Source organism: Phenylobacterium sp. (genome assembly GCF_020253645.1).
Lineage (GTDB): Bacteria > Pseudomonadota > Alphaproteobacteria > Caulobacterales > Caulobacteraceae > Phenylobacterium.
Genome location: NZ_JADCBG010000002.1, coordinates 1 through 20,181, shown reverse-complemented (window position 1 = coordinate 20,181; position 20,181 = coordinate 1). Strand labels below are relative to the sequence as shown.

Genomic DNA, 20,181 nt, shown 5'->3' with positions numbered 1-20,181 from the left:
TCAATGAAGTCGCGGACGGCTTGGGCGGCGTCGGTCATGGGAGCCTCCTTGCAGGCGGGAGCAGGGTCAGCCTGCGGGTGGACTGGCCAGGGCGGCGACGAAGGCGAGGACGGCGAAGAGGCGCATCACGAACTCCGGGAACGGGCGGGAACGGGGACGGGCTGGTGCCGCTTCAGGCGAACTCCAGCCCCTCGAACTTGCCGGACTTCCGCCAGCCGTCGATGTAGCGGAAGAAGGCGCTGGCCCCGGCCGGATAGCCCACATTGTACTTCGCGCCCGGCCCCAGGGGCTGGCCCTCGTTGTTGTAGTAGCCGGGGGTGCAGTCGGCCGAGCCCATCATCATCCGCCCCGGACCGGTGAGCAGCAGGGCGACCCAGGCGTCCTGGGCCTCCTGGGTGACCTCGACCCGGGTGGCGCCTCGCCGCTTCGCCTCCGCCACGATGGTGGCGATGGTCCGGCCGGAGTCCGTCAGGTTGTGGGGCACGTTGGAGATCAGGTTCGCCCCTTGTGTCGGCTGGACGAAGAAGGCGTTCGGGAAGCCCCGGACATGCAGGCCGTGCAGGGACCGCATGCCGTCGCTCCAGGCTTCCGAGAGCTTAAGCCCGCCAACGCCCGTGAGGTCGAAGCCGGTGCGCCGGGTGTAGTCGGTGCCCACCTCGAAGCCCGAGGCGTAGATGATGCAGTCGACGGCATACTCGACGCCCCCCACGACCACGCCGGTCTCGGTGATGCGCTCCACGCCCTTGCCATCGGTGTCGATCAGCCGGGTGGAGGGCTCGTTGAAGGCCTGCAGGTAGGCGTCATGGAAGCACGGCCGCTTGCAGAGCTGGCGATACCAGGCCTTGAGGTTCTGGGCGGTCTGCCGGTCGCCGACGATGGAATCCACCCGGGCGCGGATCTCCTCCATCTTCTCGAAGTCGGAATCCTCGAAGGCCGCCAGCATGGCCTGGGGGCTCATCTGCTCCCTCGGGATGGTCTTCATCTTCTCGCGGATGCGGCGGGACAGGTCGGTCCAGCCGTCCTGGACCAGGTCTTCCTCGGCGCCGCCGCCGGCCTGGTTGTCGGTGAAGTTCTCCAGCCAGCGCTGCTGCCAGCCGGGGGTGGCGATGGAGGCGAACCACTCCGGGTCGATGGGGGCGTTGGCGCGGACGTCCACCGAGGACGGGGTGCGCTGGAAGACCATGAGTTCCTTGCAGGCCCGGGCAAGGTGCGGGACGCACTGCACCGCCGTGGCGCCCGTGCCGATGATGGCCACCCGCTTGTCGCCCAGCTTCGAAAGGGGCGCGCCCAAGGGATCGCCGCCGGTGTAGTCGTAGTCCCAGCGGCTGGTGTGGAAGGAATGGCCACGGAAGCTCTCGATGCCCGGAATGCCCGGCAGCTTGGGCACGTGCAGGGGGCCGGTGCCGGAGCCCAGGAAACGGGCGGTGAAGCGGTCGTCCCGGTTGGTGGTGATGATCCAGACGTCGTTCGCCTCGTCCCAGGTGAGGTCCTTCACCTCGGTGTGGAAGAGGGCGTTGTCGTAGAGGTTGTACTTGCGGCCGATGCGCTGGCACTGCTCGAGGATCTCGGGGGCGTGGGCGTACTTCTCCCGCGGGATGTGACCCGTCTCCTCCAGGAGGGGCATGTAGATCATCGAGGCGGTGTCGCACTGGGCGCCGGGATAGCGGTTCCAGTACCAGGTGCCGCCGAAGTCGCCGCCCTTCTCGATGATGCGCACGTCGGTGATCCCGGCCTCCACCAGGCGGGCGCCGGCGACCAGGCCGGCGAAGCCGCCGCCGATGAAGGCGAACTCCACGTGATCGGTCTTGGGCTCCCGCGGCTGGAAGGGCGTGTAGGGATCATCGAGATAGCCGGCGAAGACCCCGGCGACCCGGATGTACTGGTCGTTGCCGTCGGCGCGCAGGCGCTTGTCCCGCTCGGCCCGGTACCTGGCCTTCAGGGCCTCCTTGTCGAGGGGGCGGACGGGGGCGGCGTCATCGGCGGGCGTCATGGGGGTCTTACTCCTGACCGGACCTGGGGTTTCCTCTTGGCGGCGGAGTTTGGCGCCGCCGCCGCAGGAGGCAACCGGAAAGCGCGCCTCAGCCCTTCACCGCGGCCCGCCAGGCCGCGTAGGGGCCGCGGGAGAGCACCCTGTCCTGGATGTCGGACATGGCCTGATTGACCGCCGTGGTCACGGTCGTGTCCGGAGCGACCGGCCGGCGCAGGGGACGGTCCCCCGCGGGCAGGGCGATGAGGGCGGCGATGGCCCGGGCGACATCCATCGGGTCGGACCGTCGCGGGGCGCTCATCGACGCCCGGGTCATGGCGATGTGCTGGGCATAGGCCTGGACTCTTTCCGGCTCATTGCGGGCGATCATCGCCTCGACAGCCCGCGAGCCGGTCTCCCAGATCCGGGTCGGATAGCCGCCAGGCTGGACGATGGTGACCTCGACGCCAAGGGGCGCGAGCTCGTAGGCCATGGCCTCGAAGGCGGCTTCCAGCCCCCACTTGCCCGAGCAGTAGCCGCCCATGTTGGGCAGGACGATGCGCCCGAGCTGGGAGGAGACCGGGAGGATGAGACCCGCGCGGCGGGCCCGCATGCCCGGCAGGACGGCGCGGGCCATGCGCAGGCCGCCCAGCAGGTTGGTCTGGAACTCCACCTCCATCGCCGCCTCGTCATGCAGCTCCAGGGGACCGGAAAGTCCGATGCCGGCGTTGGAGACCAGGACATCCAGGCCGCCGCCGGCCAGACGCTCGGCCTCGGCGACGCCGGACGCGACCTGCTCCGGGCGGGTGACGTCGATCTCGACCAGGTCGAGCCGACCCGGGAGGCCGCCGGCCTCGGATTTCAGCGAGACGGCTTCAGGGCGCCGACCGCCCTGCAGGTTGCGCATGGAGGCGATCACGTGGGCCCCGAGGCCCGCCAGGTGCAGGGCCGTGAGGCGGCCGAAACCCGAGCTCGAGCCCGTGATCAGCACTGTGCGCCCCTTCAGGGCGCCGGCGGGGACGGCTTCGACGGCGAGGGCGGGAGCGGCGGCGGCGGCGAGCGGGGCGGCCGCGAGCAGGGCGCGACGGCTGGGGCGTATGGATCGGGACATGGGCTTCCTCCGGGGTCTGTGGATCGCAGATAGGGGCCCTTGGCGACGGTGCAAAATCCCGTTGGGAAACCCGGACGGACAGGTATTCTGAAAACAGGGGCGTCCGCGCCCGACAAAGGAGCCGACGAATGTCCGACGCCGAGTACGTCCCGCCGAAGATCTGGACCTGGAACCGGGAGAACGGCGGCCGGTTCGCCAACATCAACCGGCCCATCGCCGGCCCGACCCATGACAAGGATCTGCCGGTGGGCCGCCACCCGATGCAGCTCTACTCCCTGGGCACGCCCAACGGCGTGAAGGTGACAGTGATGCTGGAGGAGTTGCTGGCCCTGGGCCATTCCGGCGCCGAATACGACGCCTGGCTGATCCGCATCAACGAGGGCGACCAGTTCTCCAGCGGCTTCGTCGACATCAATCCGAATTCGAAGATCCCGGCCCTTCTCGACCGCAGCGGGCCGAAGCCGATCCGGGTATTCGAGTCCGGCGCCATCCTGGTGCACCTGGCCGAGAAGTTCGGCGCCTTCCTGCCCTCCGAGCCCGGCGCGCGGGCCGAGTGCCTGTCCTGGCTGTTCTGGCAGATGGGCAGCGCGCCCTACCTGGGCGGCGGCTTCGGCCACTTCTACGCCTACGCCCCGTTCAAGATCGAATACGCCATCGACCGCTTCGCCATGGAGGTGAAGCGCCAGCTGGACGTGCTGGACCGCCGCCTGGGCGAAAGCGAGTTCATCGCCGGGCCAGACTTCACCATCGCCGACATGGCCATCTGGCCCTGGTACGGCGCCATGGCCAAGGGCGAACTCTATGGCGGCGGCGAGTTCCTGCAGGTGCACGAGTACGTGAACGTCAATCGCTGGGCCGACGCCATCGCCGCCCGGCCGGCGGTGAAGCGCGGCCGCGCCGTCAACCGCCCCTTCGGCAAGCCCGAGAGCCAGCTGCTGGAACGCCACGACGCCAGCGACTTCGACAAGCTGGTCCTCTAGACCCAGCCGGCGAGGCGGGCGGCCTGGTAGGCGGCGAGGGTGGTGACGAGGATTCCCACCGCGCCCGTCAGAATCCGCTGGGGAGCCAGCTTGACCATCAGGCCCGCCAGGGGCGCGGAGACAAGGCCTCCGGCGACCAGGCCCGCCACCGCCGTGGCGTGGCTCGTCAGGTCCCCTGCATCAGCCCAGTGACCGGTCAGCAGGGTCACGAGGAAGGTCGCCGAGATCGTGGAGGTCACGACGAACTCGGCGGTGTTGGTGGTGCCGATGCTCGTCCGCGGATCGCCGCCGGCGCCCACCATGGCGGTGGCCACCGTGGGGCCCCAACCGCCGCCGCCAATGGCGTCGAACAGGCCGCCGAAGAATCCGAGGGGACCGCTGTACTTCACGGGGAAGAGCCGCGGCGCCGGGCCTTGGATGGCGCGCCAAAGGATCACTCCGCCCATCAAGGCCAGGTAGCCGGTGATCCAGGGCTTCAGGATCGACCCGTCGATCGAGGTCAGGACAAAGGCGCCGAGGGCCCCGCCGATACACCCGCCGATCGCGAGGGGTGCAAACAGCTTCCAGTTCACATTGCGGTGCCAGGCGTGGGATCCGGCCGAGGCGGCGGTGGTGAAGACCTCGGCGGCATGGACGCTGGCGGAGGCCGCAGCCGGAGGCACGCCGACGCTTAGCAGGACCGTGGAGGAAACCACGCCGTAGGCCATGCCCAGGGCCCCATCGACCGCCTGGGCCAGGAAGCCCACCAGGGCGAACAACAGGAACTCTTCCAAGGACGGGACTCCTTCCGAGGGGAAGGGCCATGCCCGATAATTCCTAGAGCTGCGATAGATTTAATTTCCGGACCGGATCAGGAAATCTGAAAGGGCGGGGACTCGCGAGCCGCGCGAGCCAGGGTCCAGCCCTCGAGGACGTCAGCCACGGCCTCGCGGGCGGCGACCAGGGCGGGATGCACCGGGCAGCTCGCCACGTCCGGGCAGGCCTCGCAAGGACGGTAGGCCGTCTTCGAGGCGCAGGGCGCCAGGGCGAGGGGACCGTCCAGGGCCCGTATGACGTCGGCGAAGCTGATCGCCTCCGGCGGCGCCGCCAGCTGATAACCCCCGGACCTGCCCCGGCTGGAGATGAGGAGGTTGTGTCGCTTGAGGTCCAGGAGGATGGCTTCCAGGAACTTTCTGGGCGCCGAGGCCAGGCGCGCGATCTCGGCGATGGAGGCGGGCCCGGCCGCCTCCCTCTGGGCGAGGTGGATGAGAGCGCGCAGGGCGTAACGGGATCGCCGGGACAACATGAAGGGAGTATTGCGGGCGGGAGGGGCGGCGTCCACATCCGTCAGCGCCCCCATCGGAGACCCGGACGTGCCCAACCCTGAACAGCATTCGGAAACCTTCGGCGGCATCGCCCTGGTCATCGGCGCCGGCGGAGGGATCGGCGCCGCCCTGGTCCACGCCCTTGAGGCCTCCAGGCGCTACGACCGGGTGATCGGCCTGGGGCGAAGCAGCGACCCGCCCCTGGACCTCCACGACGAGGCCTCCGTGGCTGCAGCCGTCGCATACGCCGCGTCGACCGGCGACCTGAGGCTGGTGATCCACGCCGCCGGCGTCCTGCACGGCCCCGGAATGGCCCCGGAGAAGAGCCTCTCGCGGATTGACCCGGCCGCCCTGGCCGAGGCCTTCGCGATCAACGCCACCGGGCCCGCCCTGGTGATGAAGCACGTCCTGCCACGCCTGCCGAGGAGGGGCCGCTGCGTCTTCGCCGCCCTCTCGGCGCGGGTGGGCAGCATCGGCGACAACCGACTGGGAGGTTGGTACGCCTACCGCGCCTCCAAGGCGGCCCTCAACCAGCTGGTCCGCACCGCCGCGATCGAGTTGGCCCGGCGCAACCCCGAGACCCTCTGCGTGGCCCTGCATCCCGGCACAGTGGCCACGGCCCTCTCCGCGCCCTTCGTCGGCGACGACTCCAAAGCCCAGAGCCCGGAGACGGCGGCGGGCAAGCTCCTGGCCGTGCTGGACGCCCTACCCGCCGGCGCCAACGGAGGCTTCTTCGACGCCGAGGGCCGGACCGTGCCCTGGTAGGGGCGCCGGCTCAGCGGGACAGGCGCAGGGTCAAGCCTACAGTGCGGGGATCGCCGGGCTGGCCGGCGATGAGGCCGGTGTTTCCCGGTCCGACGGCCAGGAACTCGTAGTATTCCGCGTCCAGGGCGTTTCGAACCCAGGCGAAGAGCTCCAGCCCTTCCCGGGCCCGGAAACCGGCGCGCAGACCCAGGACGCCGTAAGCCTTGACGTTCGTGTAGGCCGATGGCGAGGCGTTTGACGAGAAGTCCGATCTCCAGGACCCGTCAACGCCCAGATAGGCCTCGCCCTCACGGTCCAGCAGCGTGACCGGACGTTGAACCTCGGCGCCGTAGGTGAAGGACCATTCCGAGACGCCGGGCAGCCGGGATCCGGAGATGTCGCAGTTCGCCGGGCTGACGCCGCCAGGCGTTCCCGGGGCGCTGGGCGACTGTCCGGGCGCCGCCGTGGTTCCGCCGGACAGCTCCGGCGGGCAGGGCGCATCGACGAAGCGGACATACTTGGCGTCGGTCCAGGCGGCGTTGACATAGGCGCTGAAGAACTCCGTCGGCGCGACTGATGCGTCGATCTCGAGGCCCTGGCTGCGCACCCGTCCGGCGTTGGCGAGAAAGCCGCGCAGGACCCCGAACTGCCCGTTGGTGACGGTGGCCTGGTAGTCCCGGATATCCGTTCGGTACAGGGCGAGATTGAGGATCCCGGCGAAGGCGGGGATCCGGGTCTTCAGTCCGGCCTCCAGGTGGTTCACATCCTCGGGCCGGATGGTCCCGGCCGCGAGGATGGGATTGCCTGCCGGATCTGCGGGTAGGCCGTTCTGGTTGATTCCGCCGGTCTTGAAGGCCTTGGCGTAGGTGGCGTAGCCGAGGATGTCGCCAGTGAACCGATAGCTGGCGGTGAGGTCGTAACTGAGATTCCAGTCGCTGAAGGACGGCGCGCTGAGCTGCGGCGCGTAGACGTTGCGCTGGGCGACCTTGACCGGATCGGTCTGGCCGAACAGCACCGGAGCGCCCTGCCCATCGAAGACCCGTCGGAGGTAGTAGCCCTCCTTCTCGTCGTAATTGATCCGAAGGCCGGGCTGAAGGGTCAGGGAGTCGTTCACCTTCCAGCTGACCTGGCCGAACAGGGCGGCGCTGGTGTTGGTCAGCCACTGGGTGTTGCGGGCGACAAGGCCGTCCAGGACCGCCGGGTTGGCGGCCAGGGCGCCGGTCAGGGTCCACCGGCTGGCGTTGGCGCCCTGTTCCTCCGTGCCCTGGGTGTCGATCCGCTGGTGGAAGGCGAAGAGTCCGCCGACAAAGTCGAAGGGGCCGCTGGAGCCGTCATAGCGGATCTCCTGCTGGTACTGGTCCTGCTGCGAGGGATTCTGAGACCTGCGGACGATGGAAAGGCCGATGAAGTCGCGGTCGTTTTCAGGCTTCCAGTCCCAGAAGCGCCAGGCGGTGACCGAGGTCAGGGTTCCGGGCCCGACATCCCACTTCACCCGCGCCGAGGCCCCGCCGATGATGTTGCCGGCTCTCAGTCCGGCGTCGACGTCGGTGATCCGGTCGAAGGCGTTGGTGCTGGGAACGGCGTATCCCTGGGCGGCGGCCAGGGCGGCGTACTGGCGCGCCAGGGGGCGCTGGGTGGCGCCGGTCCGGACGAAGATCTGGGCGCAGCACTCAGGGTCCTGGGCGCTGGAGTCCGCGGCGAGGAGGACATCGAGGTCGGCCATCGGGCGGAACAGGAGCTGGCCGCGAAGTCCCAGATTGTCCTGGCTGTTGACCCAGGTCTGCGTCCTGACGTTCCAGATTGTCCCGCGCCGGGCGGTGGAGGACAGGGCGAGACGCCCCGCGACGGTCTCGGTCAGGGGTCCCGAGACCGCCGCCTTCACCTGCCGGAACTCCAGATCGCCAAGGGTGACTTCCCCCTTGGCCTCGAAGGCGAAGGTCGGCGACTCCGTCGTGATGTTGATGGCGCCGGCTGTGGTGTTCTTGCCATAGAGGGTTCCCTGCGGACCGCGCAGGACCTCCACCTGGGCGACATCGAGGAAGTCGAAGGTCGCCGCCGCCGCCCGGGCGAAATAGACATCGTCCACATAGACGCCGACCCCCTGCTCGAAGCCGTCGCTGGTCAGGCCGAAGGGCACGCCGAGACCCCGAATGTTGACGGTCGTGTTCCGGGGATTGGACGAGAAATACTGGAAGCTTGGCGCCAGCTGCTGGAGCCGACCTACCGTGAAGACGCCGGCATCCTCGATCCGGGCGGCGGTCAGGACGGAGACCGCCACCGGGATGTCCTGGGCCGCCTCCGACCGCCGACGCGCAGTGACGATCACCTCTTCCAAGGCCGAAGAGGCCTCCTCCGAAACCGAATCCAAGGCCTCCAGGGCAGAAGCGGCGCAAGCCTCCGGAGCCCCGACCAGAACCCCCAGGACCACTGCGGCGACGCCGCCAAGAAGAAGATTGCGCACGGAAACCCCCAGAACGCGAGATGATGAGGGCTGCTCCTTCGGACTTAATATCCTATCTTACAACTAGGTATTATGTGGATTTAGGTTCAGATTCTCTAAAAGGTGATGAGAGCTCGAAGGGCGTCACCGGATTCCCCATCGGTCAGTTCATGGCATAGTCGCCGCATGACCGACCTCGTCCTGATCCTGGGGGACCAGCTCACCGACTCCCTTTCCTCCCTGCAGGGGCGCGATCCCTCGCGCACCGTGGTTCTGATGGCCGAGGTGATGGGTGAGGCGACCTATGTCCGGCACCACCGCAAGAAGATCGTCCTGGTCCTTGCGGCCATGCGCCATTTCGCGGCCCGCCTGAGGGCGGCGGGGTGGCGGGTCGACTATGTGGCGCTGGACGATGAGGGCAATACCGGGACCCTGGGCGGCGAGCTGGAGCGGGCGGTGCGCCGGCATGGCGCCTCGGCGGTCTTTCTGACGGAGCCGGGGGAATGGAGACTGAAGCTGGAGGCCGACGGCTGGGCCGCCGCCCTGGGTGTTCCGGTGACCGTGATCGAGGACGACCGGTTCCTCGCCTCCCACGCCGATTTCGAGGCTTGGGCCGAGGGCCGCAAGGCCCTGCGGATGGAGTTCTTCTACCGCGAGATGCGCCGTCGCACCGGCCTGTTGATGGACGGCGAGGCGCCCGCCGGCGGACGCTGGAACTTCGACGCCGAAAACCGGGCCCCGCCCGCTGGCGGTCTCTTCCTGCCGGAGCCCCTGAGGCACGATCCTGACGCCGTGACCCGGGAGGTCCTGGAGATGGTGGCGAGGCGCTTTCCGGACGGTTTCGGCGGCCTGGAGGACTTTCGCTTCGCCGTCACCCGGGAGCAGGCCCTGGCGAGCCTGGCCCATTTCGTCGAGACCACCCTGCCCGGCTTCGGCGACGACCAGGACGGCATGCTGGCGGCCTCGCCCTACCTGCACCATGCGGTGCTCTCGCCCTACCTGAACATCGGTCTCCTCTCGCCCCTGGAAGTCTGCCGGGCAGTGGAGGCGGCCTGGCGGGCGGGGCGCGTCCCGCTGAACGCCGCCGAGGGCTTCATCCGGCAGGTGATCGGCTGGCGGGAATACGTGCGGGGCGTCTACTGGCGGGAGGGACCGGCCTATGTCTTCCGCAACGCCCTGGAGGCGCGCCGGCCCCTGCCCGACTTCTTCTGGACGGGCCGGACGGACATGGCCTGCCTGAAGGCCGCCATCGACCAGACCCTCGACCTCGCCTACGCCCACCACATCCAGAGGCTGATGGTGACGGGCAACTTCGCCCTGCTGGCCGGGGTGGACCCCCACGCGGTGCACGAGTGGTACCTGGGCGCCTATGCCGACGCCTTCGAATGGGTGGAGGCGCCCAACACCCTGGGCATGAGCCAGTACGCCGACGGCGGCCTCCTGGGCTCCAAGCCCTATGCCGCCAGCGGGTCCTACATCCACAGGATGTCCGACTATTGCGGCGGATGCGCCTACGACGTGAAGGCGCGGAGCGGGACGGGCGCCTGTCCCTTCAACCGGCTCTACTGGGACTTCATCGACCGCCACGCGGCGCGGTTCGCCGGCAACCCGCGGATGGCCCAGTCCGTCCGGACCCTGGAGCGCATGGGCGAGGACCGCCGGCGCGAGCTGCGCGCCGACGCCGCCGCCTGCCTGGCGGAACTGGGCCTGTGAAGGCCAGGCGCAAGGCGGACCTTCCGACCAAGACCTGCCCGGTCTGCGGCCGCCCCTTCGCCTGGCGCAAGAAGTGGGAGAAGGTCTGGGATGAGGTGAAGTACTGCTCGGAGCGTTGCCGGCGGGCCTGAGGACTTCCGGCCTTTTCCACGCCCCCGGGCTGACGCCGGCGTCGATCCGGGGCAGGATGGGCCGATGGAACTCGTTCGCGCCGGCAATCGCCGCATCCTCTTCATCATGGCCGCACCGCCCGAATACGGCCCGGCCCTTCGCGCCCGCTTCACGCCCCTGATGACGGGCGTGGGTCCGGTGGAGGCGGGGCTCTCAGCGGGCGCTGCGCTGGCGCGCCTCGAGGCCCGGGGAGAGACGCCGGACCTCGCGGTCTGCCTGGGGTCGGCCGGCTCGCGGAGCCTGGAGCAGACTGGAATCTACCAGGTGGCCAGCGTGAGCTACCGCGACATCGACGCCTCGCCCCTCGGCATCCCGGCGGGCCTGACCCCCTATCTCGACCTGCCGCGCGAACTTCCCCTGCAGGTCCTGCTGCCCGACCTGCCCGCCGTGCGCCTGTCCACCGGCGGGGCGGTGATCTCCGGAGCCGCCTACGACGCCATCGACGCCGACATGGTGGACATGGAGACCTTCGCCGTCGCCCGCGCCTGCATGACCCATGGCGTGCCCCTGGCGGGCTTGCGCGGCGTGTCCGATGGCGCTGCGGATCTCAACCACATGGATGACTGGCAGGCCTACCTCCACATCATCGACGAGAAACTGGCGGCGGTCGTGGACCGCATCCTGGCGGCGGCGGCGAACTGAGGGCCCAGCCCCTTGACTGGCGTAGGGTCAGCCCCTCGAAATGGCCGTCAATTCCCCCGCCAGCGGGGAGCGCATGGGACGGACGACGCATGAACCTCGATTTCTCTGACGACCAGAAGCAGCTGCAGGACCAGATCCGCCGGTTCCTGTCCGAGAAGTGCACCCCGGCGGTGGTCCGGAGCGGGCTTGAGGGCGGCGAGCCCTTCGCCCGCGACCTCTACCGGGGCCTGGCCGAGATGGGCGTCCTGGGCGTGGCCATCCCCGAGGCCTATGGCGGCGTCGGCCTGTCGCACCTGGAGCTGTGCCTCGCCGCCGAGGAGCTGGGCCGGGCCCTGGCGCCTGTCCCCGTCGCCTCGTCCATCTATCTGGCCGCCGAGTTCCTGCTGCAGGCCGGGTCCGAGGCGCAGAAGAAGGCCTGGCTGCCCCGGCTGGCCAGCGGCGAAGCCGTGGGGACCTTCGCCTTCGTCGAGGGCCAGGGCCGGATGACCCCGGACAAGGTCGCCGCCGCCGTCCGCGACGGCCGGCTCTCCGGCGCCAAGTCCCCCGTGGCCGACGGCGACATCGCCGACCTCGCCATCGTCGCCGCGCGCTCGGGCGCCGGCCGGGGCGAGCAGGCCATCAGCCTCTTCCTGGTCGAACTGAACGGCCCCGGCGTGACCCGCGAGACCCTGGCCTCCATCGACCCCACCCGCAGCCAGGCGCGCCTGGCCTTCGAGGGCGCCCCGGCCGAGCGGCTCGGCGGCGAGGGCGAGGGCTGGGCCATCGCCAGCCAGGTCATGGACCGGGCCGCCATCCTGATGGCCTTCGAGCAGGTGGGCGGCGCGGACCGCGCCCTGTCCATGGCCCGGGACTACGCCCTGGACCGCATGGCCTTCGGCCGCCAGATCGGCTCCTTCCAGGCCATCAAGCACATGCTGGCGGACATGTACGTCTCGGCCACCCTGGCCCGGTCGAACGGCTACTACGGCGCCTGGGCCCTGGCCTCGGGCAGCTCCGAGCTGCCTGTGGCCGCCGCCACGGCGCGGGTCTCGGCCACCCAGGCCTTCCAGCACTGCGCCAAGAACAACATCCAGGTGCACGGCGGCATGGGCTTCACCTGGGCCTTTGACTGCCACCTCTTCTACCGGCGCTCCAATGCGCTGGCCCTCGCCCTCGGGTCGCTCTCGACCTGGGAAGACATGCTCATCACGCGCCTGCAGGGCGCCAACACCCAAGCCGCCTGAAGGAGTCCCCCATGGATTTCGACGACACGCCCGAAGAAGCCGCCTTCCGCGCCGAGGCCCGCGCCTGGATCCAGGCGAACGCCCCCACCCACCTCGAGGCCGAGCTGAAGCGCGCCGGCTTCGCCTCCAGCGGCATCGAGAGCGAAGACCCGATGGCGGCGAGCAAGGCCTGGCAGAAGAAGAAGGCCGAGGCGGGCTGGGCCTGCCTGAACTGGCCGAAGGAATACGGCGGGGGCGCCCGGAGCCCGATCGAGCGGGTGATCTGGGGCCAGGAGGAAGGTGTCTACGGCTCCCTCTCCAGCCCCTTCATCATCGGCCACGGCATGTGCGGCCCCACCGTGATGGCCTGGGCCTCCGAGGACCACAAGCGCCGCCTCCTGCCGCCCCTCGCCTCGGGCGAGGAGATCTGGTGCCAGCTCTTCTCCGAACCCGCCGGCGGCTCCGACCTGGCCGGCCTGCGCACCAGCGCGGTGAAGGCCGATGACGGCTCGGGCGACTGGATCATCAACGGCCAGAAGATCTGGACCAGCGGCGCCCAGCACTCGCAGTGGGGCCTGCTGATCACCCGGACCAACCCCGATGCGCCCAAGCACAAGGGCCTGACCATGTTCTTCCTGAGCATGTCGACCCCCGGGGTCGAGGTCCGCCCGATCAAGCAGGCCAACGGCCAGTCGGGCTTCAACGAGGTCTACTTCACCGACGTGCGCATCCCGGACGACCAGCGCCTGGGCGCCGTCGGCCAGGGCTGGGAGGTCTCCCTGACCACCCTGATGAACGAGCGCCTGTCCATCGGCTCGGGCATGTCGACGGGGTTCCCAGAACTGTTCGAGTTCTGTCTCGAGGCCGAGGTCGATGGTCGGCCGGCGGTGGACGATTCCGCCGTCCGCTCGCGCCTGGCCCAGTTCGCCGTGAAGCAGAGCGGGCTGAAGTACACAGGCATGCGGGCCATCACCGCCCTCTCCAAGGGAGAAACCCCCGGACCGGAAAACTCCATCGGCAAGCTGGTGGCCGGCGCCACCATGCAGGAGCTGGCCATGTTCGCCCTCGACCTGCAGGGACAGGCCGGCGTGGTCCAGGACGAGTCCTCGCCCATGAACGCACGGTTCCAGCAGATCCTCATGCGCTCGCCTGCCACGCGGATCGAGGGCGGCTCGGACGAGATCCTGCGCAACATCATCGGTGAGCGGGTCCTGGGCCTGCCGGGCGATATCCGCGTCGACAAGGACGTTCCGTTCCGCGACATTCCCACCAGCGGACGGAAATAGGCCCGGCCCGACAGGAGACGCCCCATGCCCAGGCTTCGAGGACTTCACCACCTGGCCTTCAGCACCGCCGACATGAAGGCGCAGATCGCCTTCTTCAGCGAGGTGCTGGGCATGCGGCTCACAGCCCTGTTCTGGATGCACGGGGTGCCGGGCGCCTGGCACGGCTTCCTCGAGCTCGATGACAACGCCTCGGTGGCCTTCGTTGCCATGCCCGACAACGCCAAGGGCAAGAGCGAGCTGGGCTCCAGCCACGCGGCCCACGGCGGCGGGCCCTCCGCGCCGGGAACCATGCAGCACGTGGCCTTCAACGTGGAGTCGATGGAGGACCTCGTCGCCTTCCGCAATCGCATCCGCCAGAACGGGGTACCGGTCTTCGGGCCGGTGGACCACGGCTTCTGCCAGTCCATCTACTTCGCCGGTCCGGAGGGACTGAACCTGGAGATCTCCACCTCGCTCAGCCCGCCCGACCCGGACGAGTGGATCGATCCCGAGGTGGTGGCCCTGGCCGGCATCTCCGCCGAGGAGCTGGCCGCCTTCCGCAACCCGCCGGCCGGGCCAGGCGCCAGGCCCGAGACCCCGCAGCCAGCCTTTGATCCGGCCAAGCCCCACTTGAAGTACCCGCCACCGGTCTACGAGAAGCTCCTGGAGATGCCCGACGAGGTCTACATGGCCCGGGCCTCCTACAACGAACCGCCGGTGCGGAAGGTGGCGGCGGATCCGGCGGAATGAGCCCACGCCCGGCCGTCACCCGGACGCCGATCACCATCGTCTCGCGCGATCCCTCCGCCTTCAAGGACACCTATGGCGGCGCAGTGGGACTGGTGGCGACGGGGGCCACCCTGATCCGCCCGGAGACGCCCTCCGACACGGTTCTGGTCACCATGCACCCCATCGGCGGGACGGGCGGCCTGCCGGTCATGCGCCTCTTCGCCGAAGCCGGCGTGCACATCCTCGCCGCCGACAGCCGCTACCGGGGCGTCGACAACGCCCTGATCATGGAAAAGGTGGCCCTCGACCTGGGGGCGGCGGTGCGCCACGCCCGGGAGAAGCTGGGCTACGCCCACGTCATCCTGCTGGGCTGGAGCGGCGGCGGGGCCCTGTCGGCCTTCTACCAGGCCGAGGCCGAGCAGCCCTCCCTCACCCACACCCCGGCGGGAGATCCCCTGTCCCTCGTCGACGCACGGCTGGTCCCGGCGGACGGGATCATCCTGATGGCCGCCCATGTCTCACGCCACGGCACGCTGACCGAGTGGCTGGACGCCTCCATCCTGGACGAGGCCGACCCCGAGAAGCGGGATCCGGACCTGGACCTCTACGGAGAGCGGGTGAAGCCGCCCTATTCCGAGGCCTTCCTGGCCCGCTACCGGGCCGCCCAGGAGGCGCGCAACCGGCGCATCACCGCCTGGGTGAAGGCGAGGCTGGAGCACCTGCGGCGCACCGGCCGACCGGACGAGGAGTTCGGCTTTGTGGTCCACGGCACCATGGCGGACCCGCGCTGGCTGGACCCGGCGGTGGACCCCAACGACCGGGCGCCCGGCGTCTGCTATCTGGGCGACCCGCGCATCGTGAACATGAGCCCCATCGGCCTCGCCCGCTTCTCGACCCTTCGCAGCTGGCTGTCCCAATGGAGCCTGGACGACGCCCGCGCCGACGCCCCGGCCTGCCTGGCCCGGGTGAAGGCCCCCGTCCTGGTGATCAACAACAGCGCCGACGACGCCTGCACCCCCAGCCACGCCCGGCGGCTTTACGAGGCCGTCGCCCCCGGGGACCGGCGCTTCCACGAGATCGCCGGCGCGACGCACTACTACCAGGACCAGCCGGAACTCGGCGCCCAGGCCGTCGGTCTGGTGAAGACCTGGCTCGAAGACCACGGTTTCAGGATCTGACGGCCCGCGCGGCCGAGGGAAGAGGACGACATGCAGTTCGACGAGGTGATCAAGGGCCGGCGCAGCATCCGCGGCTTCAAGCCGGAGCCCGTGCCGAAGGCCGTGATCCGCGAGGTGCTGGAGCTGGCCATGCGTGCGCCCTCCTCGCTGAACACCCAGCCCTGGAACTTCTACGTGGTCGCCGGCCCCGTGCTCGACGCCATCCGCAAGGGCAATACCGAGCGCAACCTGGCCGGCGTGCCGGACTCCCGCGAGTTCCGCAGCCACGGCGCCTACGATGGGGCGCACAGGGAACGGCAGATCGAGATCGCCAAGCAGCTCTTCGCGGCCATGGACATCGCGCGCGAGGACAAGGCCAAGCGGCAGGACTGGGTGCTGCGGGGCTTCCGCCAGTTCGACGCTCCGGTCTCCATCGTGGTCACCTATGACCGCTCGATCCACGGCGGCGACATCGGCCCCTTCGACTGCGGCGCGGTGACGAACTGCCTGGTCAACGCCGCCTGGTCCCGGGGACTGGGCTGCGTGATCAACAGCCAGGGCATCATGCAGTCCCCGGTGGTGCGCGAGCACGCCCGCATCCCCGACGACCAGGTCATCATGATCTGCATCGCCATGGGCTGGCCCGACGACAGCTTCCCCGCCAACGCCGTGGTCTCGAACCGCAAGTCGGTGGCCGAGGCGGCGGTCTTCATCGGCTTCGAGGGGGAGTAGGGGCATGCAGCCGCCGGACTATCCCCGCGCCCTCAGGCAGATTTCCACCCTGTCGGCGCGGACGCGCCTCGCCGATCTCACTGCCCAGCTCGCGCGGGCGAGCGGGGGCAAGGTGCTCAGCGGGCCCTTCAAGGACATGATCCTGCCGACCGAAGCCAGCTGGAGCGACGGCGACGCCTCCGCCAAGCTGCTTGGGGTCTACGAGGCCGAACTTCACGCTGCGGTGGAGGCGGGTCTGGCCCGCAAGCCGGACCTGATCGTCAATGTCGGCTGCGCGGAGGGATACTACGCCGTGGGTCTGGCCCGCCGGGCGCAGGGGGCAAGGGTTGTGGCCTTCGACATCGACGAGAAGGCGCAGGAGATCTGCCGGGGGTCAGCCCGGACCAATGGCGTTGCGGGGCCCTTCGAGGTCCGCGGTCTCTGCCAGGCGGCTGACCTTCGCGCCCTGGTCGGGACGGCGTCCTCGCCTCTGCTGGTGGTGGACTGCGAGGGCTACGAGACCACCCTCCTGGAGGCGGCGGAACCTCTGGCGCACTGCGACCTGATCGTCGAGTGCCACGATTTCACGGACCGGAACCTGACTGAGACCCTGAAGGGACGATTCGCCGGGACCCACGACATCGCCCTGGTGCGGGAAGGTCCCCGCGATCCCTCAGCCTTCCCCATGCTTGCGAAACTCTCGTCCTTCGAGCGATGGCTGATGGTCTGCGAATGGCGCCCTGAGGTCATGCACTGGCTGGTGCTGACGTCGCGTCGAGGGTGACCCGGGGGGCCCAGGGGGTTCCGCCGGATTTGACACGGACCGCTTCATCCCCCAACTCCAGACAACGAGCCGACCTGACCCGGAGACACCGCAATGTCTGCAGTTCTTTCGCCCCCGCCCATCGATATCGGCATACCCGAGGCCGAGCGTCACAGGATTGCGGAGGGCCTCTCGGCCCTGCTGGCGGACAGCTACACGCTGTACCTGATGACCCACAACTTCCACTGGAACGTGACGGGACCGCAATTCAACAGCCTGCACGCCATGTTCATGGGCCAGTACACCGAGCAGTGGAACGCCATCGACGTCATCGCCGAGCGCATCCGCGCCCTGGGTTTTCCGTCGCCGGGCACCTATGCCGAGTTCGCGCGGTTGACCTCGATCCGTGAGCCTGAGGGCGTGCCGGACGCCAACGAGATGGTCCGGCAACTGGTGGTCGCGCAGGAGGCCACGGCCCGCACGGCCCGCAACCTCTTCCCGGTGGTCAACGCCGCCCGGGACCAGCCGACGGCGGACATGCTGACCCAGCGCATCAATGTCCACGAGAAGACCGCCTGGATGCTGCGCAGCCTGCTGGAAGCCTAGGTGAGATCCAAGCCCGACGCCTCCCTGACCGCCCTGGTTGTCGGCGGGGGTGTCGGTGGGCTGACGGCGGCCCTGGCCCTGGCCCGGAGGGGCTTATCCGTCACGGTGGTCGAGCAGGCGCCGGCCCTGGGCGAGGTGGGGGCGGGGCTGCAGGTCTCGCCCAACGCCACGCGGGTCCTGTTTTCCCTGGGCCTGGAGGCGGAGTTGTCCGCCCTGGCCTTCCGCCCCGAAGCCGTCGAGGCCCGGGGCTGGCGACGGGGGCAGGAGATCAGCCGGGCGCCCCTCGGCGAGACGGCGCGGCGAAGGTACGGCTTTCCCTACTTCCACATGCACCGGGCGGACCTCGTCTCCGTGCTGGAACAGGCCTGCCAGGCCGAGCCGCAGATCACCCTTCGCCTGGGCGAGACGGTGGCCGCCTGCGCCGGGGACGGGACCCCGTCCCTGGTCCTGGCTTCGGGCGAGCAGATCGGGGCGGATGTGCTGGTCGGGGCGGACGGCCTGCGCAGCGTCGTGCGCGAGGCCCTGTTCGGCCCCGCCGCTCCGCGCTTCACCGGCAATGTCGCCTGGCGGGGGCTGGTCCCCGCCGACCGGCTGGAAGGCGCGGACCTCCGGCCCGTCGCCGCCCTCTGGATGGGCCCCGGCGCCCATTTCGTGCACTACTATGTGCGAGGCGGGACCCTGGTGAACTTCGTCGGCGTGGTCGAGGCGGACGACTGGCGCGAGGAGTCCTGGTCGAGCCGGGGCGAGGCCGCAGACCTGCGCCGGGACTTCTTCGGCTGGCACCCGACCGTGCGACGGATCGTCGAGGCTGCGCCCGAGGACGCCTGCTTCCGCTGGGCCCTGTTCGACCGCGATCCCCTGCCCGGGTGGAGCCGGGGGGCGGCGACGCTTCTGGGCGACGCCTGCCACCCCACCCTGCCCTTCATGGCCCAGGGCGCCTGCATGGCCATCGAGGACGCCGCCGTCCTGGCCGCCTGCCTGGCGGGGTGCGGACGCGCCGCCATTCCCGTCGCCCTGGCCCGCTACGAGGCCCTTCGCCGTCCGAGGACCGCCGGCATCCAGGCGGCATCGCGCCGGAACGCCACGATCTACCACCTGCGCCCGCCCTTCAGCTGGGCACGTAACCTCGTGATGGGGGCGGGCCTCGGCATGGGCTCGACGATGGACGGGCTTTACCGTTACGACGCCCTGGCGGCGGGAACGCGCCCCGTCGCGTGAGCACTTCAACCCGTCACACACCTTTGGCAGGCTGATCGCCAGGACAGAGGAGTCGCCCCATGATCACCGCCCTGCTCGCCGCCGCCGCCGTCGCGGCGACCGGATGCGACCTGGAACGGCCCTCAGGGGAACCGGGCTGTCTGCGGGCCGCCGTGGACGCCCTGCCCATGACGGCCCTGCAGGTTGTGGGCACCCACAACAGCTACAAGGAGCCCATCGCTCCGGCCGAGATGAAGCTGCTGCGGGCGGCGAGCCCGAGGACGGCGGACAGCCTGGACTACAGTCATCCCACCCTGACCGCCCAGCTGGACGCCGGCGCCCGGCAGCTGGAGCTGGACCTGGTGCGCGATCCCGAAGGCGGTCGCTGGACCCGACCTCTGGGCCTGCGCATGGCCGGCGGCGGTGACTACGACGCCGGACCGATGGCGTCGCCGGGCCTGAAGGTCATGCACGTCCCGGACATCGACTACCGCAGCGTCTGCCCGACCTTCCGGGCCTGCCTGGAGGAGGTGCGCGCCTGGTCCGACAGGAACCCGGATCACCTGCCCCTCCTGATCATGATGAACCTCAAGGACGAGCAGATCGCCGTTCCAGGAGCCACGCCCCTCCTGCCCTTCGACGCCGCGGGCATGGACGAGGTGGATGCGGAGATCCGCGCCGTCTTCGGGGCCTCGCGCCTGATCACCCCGGACCAGGTTCGCGCCGGCCAGGCCACCCTGGCCGAGGCCGTTCGCCGGGGCGGGTGGCCGTCGATCGGGTCCGCCCGGGGCAAGGTGTTCTTCGCGGTCGATGAGGGGCCGAAGAAGGTGGCGCTCTACGCGCGTGACAGGCCCTCGCTGGAGGGACGCGCCGCCTTCGTGAACACGGATCGCTTGGATGCGCCCTATGCGGCCTATGTGACCCTGAACGAGCCGGCCAGGGATGCGCTCCGCATCGTGGAGGCGCTGGGAAGAGGGATGGTGGTCCGCACCCGGGCCGACGCGGACACGGTCGAGGCCCGGACCGGAGATCGCGGCCGCCCGGCCGCCGCCTTCGCCTCGGGCGCGCAGTACATCTCCACGGACTACATGACCCCAGACCTGAGGCTCAGCGACTTCGTGGTCACCCTGCCGGGCGGCGGAATCGCTCGGCGCGCGCCCGTGCCGGATCCGGCCCGGCCTGCGCCCTGAGGCTTCAGATCATGAAGCCGAGGTTCCGGTTCGAGAAGTTGGTGAGGTAGGGAAGCAGTGTCAGCAGCTGGGCGTCGGAGAGGCCGAACCACCGGCCGAAGGTCGAGGCGAACTGGTGGACCGACGTGGTCGGCACCATGGTGTTGCCGCTCATGTCCGGATTGACGAAGCCGGACTGGTCGACGCCGACCGTGGGAAACTGGCCGTACATGTCGCGTCCCTTCACAGCGCCGCCCATGATGAGGTGATGGCCGCCCCAGGCGTGGTCGGTGCCGTCCCCGTTCGTCGTG

General features: G+C 69.8%; 20 protein-coding genes. 14 read left to right on the top strand and 6 right to left on the bottom strand.

Going from position 1 to position 20,181, the window contains the following annotated elements; genetic code table 11:
* Positions 1-172: 172 nt before the first annotated feature.
* Both INE98_RS00140 and INE98_RS00135 read right to left on the bottom strand, forming a co-directional pair.
* Positions 173-1,990 carry an NAD(P)/FAD-dependent oxidoreductase gene (locus INE98_RS00140; protein ID WP_293535683.1) on the bottom strand — a complete coding sequence of 606 codons (1,818 nt, stop codon included), beginning with the start codon at positions 1,988-1,990 and terminating at the stop codon, positions 173-175.
* A gap of 88 nt (positions 1,991-2,078) precedes the next feature.
* A complete protein-coding gene (locus INE98_RS00135) occupies positions 2,079-3,077 on the bottom strand; it encodes an SDR family NAD(P)-dependent oxidoreductase (protein ID WP_293535682.1) in 999 nt (332 codons plus the stop codon).
* A gap of 128 nt (positions 3,078-3,205) precedes the next feature.
* Between INE98_RS00135 and yghU the strand changes: the two genes are divergently transcribed.
* Positions 3,206-4,057: a glutathione-dependent disulfide-bond oxidoreductase gene (gene yghU, locus INE98_RS00130; RefSeq protein ID WP_293535681.1), complete on the top strand. Its 852-nt coding sequence runs from the start codon at positions 3,206-3,208 to the stop codon at positions 4,055-4,057.
* Here the strand turns inward: yghU and INE98_RS00125 are convergent.
* Both INE98_RS00125 and INE98_RS00120 read right to left on the bottom strand, forming a co-directional pair.
* On the bottom strand, positions 4,054-4,830 hold the full coding sequence (locus INE98_RS00125) for a sulfite exporter TauE/SafE family protein (protein WP_293535680.1): 777 nt from the start codon (positions 4,828-4,830) through the stop codon (positions 4,054-4,056). The two genes, yghU and INE98_RS00125, sit on opposite strands and share 4 nt — an antisense overlap.
* A 77-nt stretch (positions 4,831-4,907) precedes the next feature.
* Positions 4,908-5,342 (bottom strand): Rrf2 family transcriptional regulator, encoded by a 435-nt coding sequence (locus INE98_RS00120; RefSeq protein ID WP_293535684.1) that lies wholly within the window; start codon positions 5,340-5,342, stop codon positions 4,908-4,910.
* A gap of 67 nt (positions 5,343-5,409) precedes the next feature.
* Between INE98_RS00120 and INE98_RS00115 the strand changes: the two genes are divergently transcribed.
* Entirely contained in the window at positions 5,410-6,126 is a 717-nt protein-coding gene (locus tag INE98_RS00115) for an SDR family NAD(P)-dependent oxidoreductase (RefSeq protein ID WP_293535679.1), read from the top strand.
* Between the two features lie 10 nt (positions 6,127-6,136).
* Here INE98_RS00115 and INE98_RS00110 read toward each other — a convergent pair whose 3' ends face one another.
* The gene (locus INE98_RS00110) at positions 6,137-8,566 is read right to left on the bottom strand and encodes a TonB-dependent receptor (RefSeq protein ID WP_293535678.1); all 2,430 of its coding nucleotides are present in this window, start codon (positions 8,564-8,566) and stop codon (positions 6,137-6,139) included.
* A gap of 165 nt (positions 8,567-8,731) precedes the next feature.
* Between INE98_RS00110 and INE98_RS00105 the strand changes: the two genes are divergently transcribed.
* The 12 genes from INE98_RS00105 (at position 8,732) to INE98_RS00050 (ending at position 19,891) form a co-directional block, all read left to right on the top strand.
* Positions 8,732-10,258 (top strand): cryptochrome/photolyase family protein, encoded by a 1,527-nt coding sequence (locus tag INE98_RS00105; protein ID WP_293535677.1) that lies wholly within the window; start codon positions 8,732-8,734, stop codon positions 10,256-10,258.
* Positions 10,255-10,389 carry a DUF2256 domain-containing protein gene (locus INE98_RS00100; RefSeq protein ID WP_293514923.1) on the top strand — a complete coding sequence of 45 codons (135 nt, stop codon included), beginning with the start codon at positions 10,255-10,257 and terminating at the stop codon, positions 10,387-10,389. Before INE98_RS00105 ends, INE98_RS00100 begins: the two co-directional genes overlap by 4 nt.
* Before the next feature lie 64 nt (positions 10,390-10,453).
* On the top strand, positions 10,454-11,071 hold the full coding sequence (locus INE98_RS00095; protein WP_293535676.1) for a 5'-methylthioadenosine/S-adenosylhomocysteine nucleosidase: 618 nt from the start codon (positions 10,454-10,456) through the stop codon (positions 11,069-11,071).
* An 89-nt stretch (positions 11,072-11,160) separates the two neighbouring features.
* A complete protein-coding gene (locus tag INE98_RS00090) occupies positions 11,161-12,294 on the top strand; it encodes an acyl-CoA dehydrogenase family protein (protein WP_293535675.1) in 1,134 nt (377 codons plus the stop codon).
* Between the two features lie 11 nt (positions 12,295-12,305).
* Positions 12,306-13,559: an acyl-CoA dehydrogenase family protein gene (locus tag INE98_RS00085; RefSeq protein ID WP_293535674.1), complete on the top strand. Its 1,254-nt coding sequence runs from the start codon at positions 12,306-12,308 to the stop codon at positions 13,557-13,559.
* A gap of 24 nt (positions 13,560-13,583) precedes the next feature.
* Positions 13,584-14,288, top strand: coding sequence for a VOC family protein (locus INE98_RS00080; protein ID WP_293518640.1), 705 nt, complete (start codon positions 13,584-13,586; stop codon positions 14,286-14,288).
* The gene (locus INE98_RS00075; protein ID WP_293535673.1) at positions 14,285-15,445 is read left to right on the top strand and encodes an alpha/beta hydrolase; all 1,161 of its coding nucleotides are present in this window, start codon (positions 14,285-14,287) and stop codon (positions 15,443-15,445) included. Before INE98_RS00080 ends, INE98_RS00075 begins: the two co-directional genes overlap by 4 nt.
* 30 nt (positions 15,446-15,475) lie before the next feature.
* Positions 15,476-16,156 (top strand): nitroreductase family protein, encoded by a 681-nt coding sequence (locus tag INE98_RS00070; protein WP_293535672.1) that lies wholly within the window; start codon positions 15,476-15,478, stop codon positions 16,154-16,156.
* 4 nt (positions 16,157-16,160) lie between these two features.
* A complete protein-coding gene (locus INE98_RS00065; RefSeq protein ID WP_293535671.1) occupies positions 16,161-16,919 on the top strand; it encodes a class I SAM-dependent methyltransferase in 759 nt (252 codons plus the stop codon).
* Positions 16,920-17,012: 93 nt separating this feature from the next.
* Positions 17,013-17,504 (top strand): Dps family protein, encoded by a 492-nt coding sequence (locus tag INE98_RS00060; RefSeq protein ID WP_293518632.1) that lies wholly within the window; start codon positions 17,013-17,015, stop codon positions 17,502-17,504.
* A complete protein-coding gene (locus INE98_RS00055; protein WP_293535670.1) occupies positions 17,505-18,722 on the top strand; it encodes an FAD-dependent oxidoreductase in 1,218 nt (405 codons plus the stop codon).
* Between the two features lie 59 nt (positions 18,723-18,781).
* A complete protein-coding gene (locus INE98_RS00050) occupies positions 18,782-19,891 on the top strand; it encodes a phosphatidylinositol-specific phospholipase C1-like protein (RefSeq protein ID WP_293535669.1) in 1,110 nt (369 codons plus the stop codon).
* Between the two features lie 4 nt (positions 19,892-19,895).
* On the opposite strand, the gene INE98_RS00045 is transcribed toward INE98_RS00050, so the two are convergent.
* Positions 19,896-20,181: DUF1501 domain-containing protein (locus INE98_RS00045; RefSeq protein WP_293535668.1), on the bottom strand; the 286-nt coding region annotated here is incomplete at its 5' end.

Excerpts from the sequence above, each read along its gene's own strand:
- INE98_RS00140 (WP_293535683.1), bottom strand. The coding sequence starts at position 1,990 with ATGACGCCCGCCGATGACGCCGCCCCCGTCCGCCCCCTCGACAAGGAG.
- INE98_RS00135 (WP_293535682.1), bottom strand. The coding sequence starts at position 3,077 with ATGTCCCGATCCATACGCCCCAGCCGTCGCGCCCTGCTCGCGGCCGCC.
- yghU (WP_293535681.1), top strand. The coding sequence starts at position 3,206 with ATGTCCGACGCCGAGTACGTCCCGCCGAAGATCTGGACCTGGAACCGG.
- INE98_RS00120 (WP_293535684.1), bottom strand. The coding sequence starts at position 5,342 with ATGTTGTCCCGGCGATCCCGTTACGCCCTGCGCGCTCTCATCCACCTC.
- INE98_RS00105 (WP_293535677.1), top strand. The coding sequence starts at position 8,732 with ATGACCGACCTCGTCCTGATCCTGGGGGACCAGCTCACCGACTCCCTT.
- INE98_RS00095 (WP_293535676.1), top strand. The coding sequence starts at position 10,454 with ATGGAACTCGTTCGCGCCGGCAATCGCCGCATCCTCTTCATCATGGCC.
- INE98_RS00090 (WP_293535675.1), top strand. The coding sequence starts at position 11,161 with ATGAACCTCGATTTCTCTGACGACCAGAAGCAGCTGCAGGACCAGATC.
- INE98_RS00085 (WP_293535674.1), top strand. The coding sequence starts at position 12,306 with ATGGATTTCGACGACACGCCCGAAGAAGCCGCCTTCCGCGCCGAGGCC.
- INE98_RS00080 (WP_293518640.1), top strand. The coding sequence starts at position 13,584 with ATGCCCAGGCTTCGAGGACTTCACCACCTGGCCTTCAGCACCGCCGAC.
- INE98_RS00075 (WP_293535673.1), top strand. The coding sequence starts at position 14,285 with ATGAGCCCACGCCCGGCCGTCACCCGGACGCCGATCACCATCGTCTCG.
- INE98_RS00070 (WP_293535672.1), top strand. The coding sequence starts at position 15,476 with ATGCAGTTCGACGAGGTGATCAAGGGCCGGCGCAGCATCCGCGGCTTC.
- INE98_RS00065 (WP_293535671.1), top strand. The coding sequence starts at position 16,161 with ATGCAGCCGCCGGACTATCCCCGCGCCCTCAGGCAGATTTCCACCCTG.
- INE98_RS00060 (WP_293518632.1), top strand. The coding sequence starts at position 17,013 with ATGTCTGCAGTTCTTTCGCCCCCGCCCATCGATATCGGCATACCCGAG.
- INE98_RS00050 (WP_293535669.1), top strand. The coding sequence starts at position 18,782 with ATGATCACCGCCCTGCTCGCCGCCGCCGCCGTCGCGGCGACCGGATGC.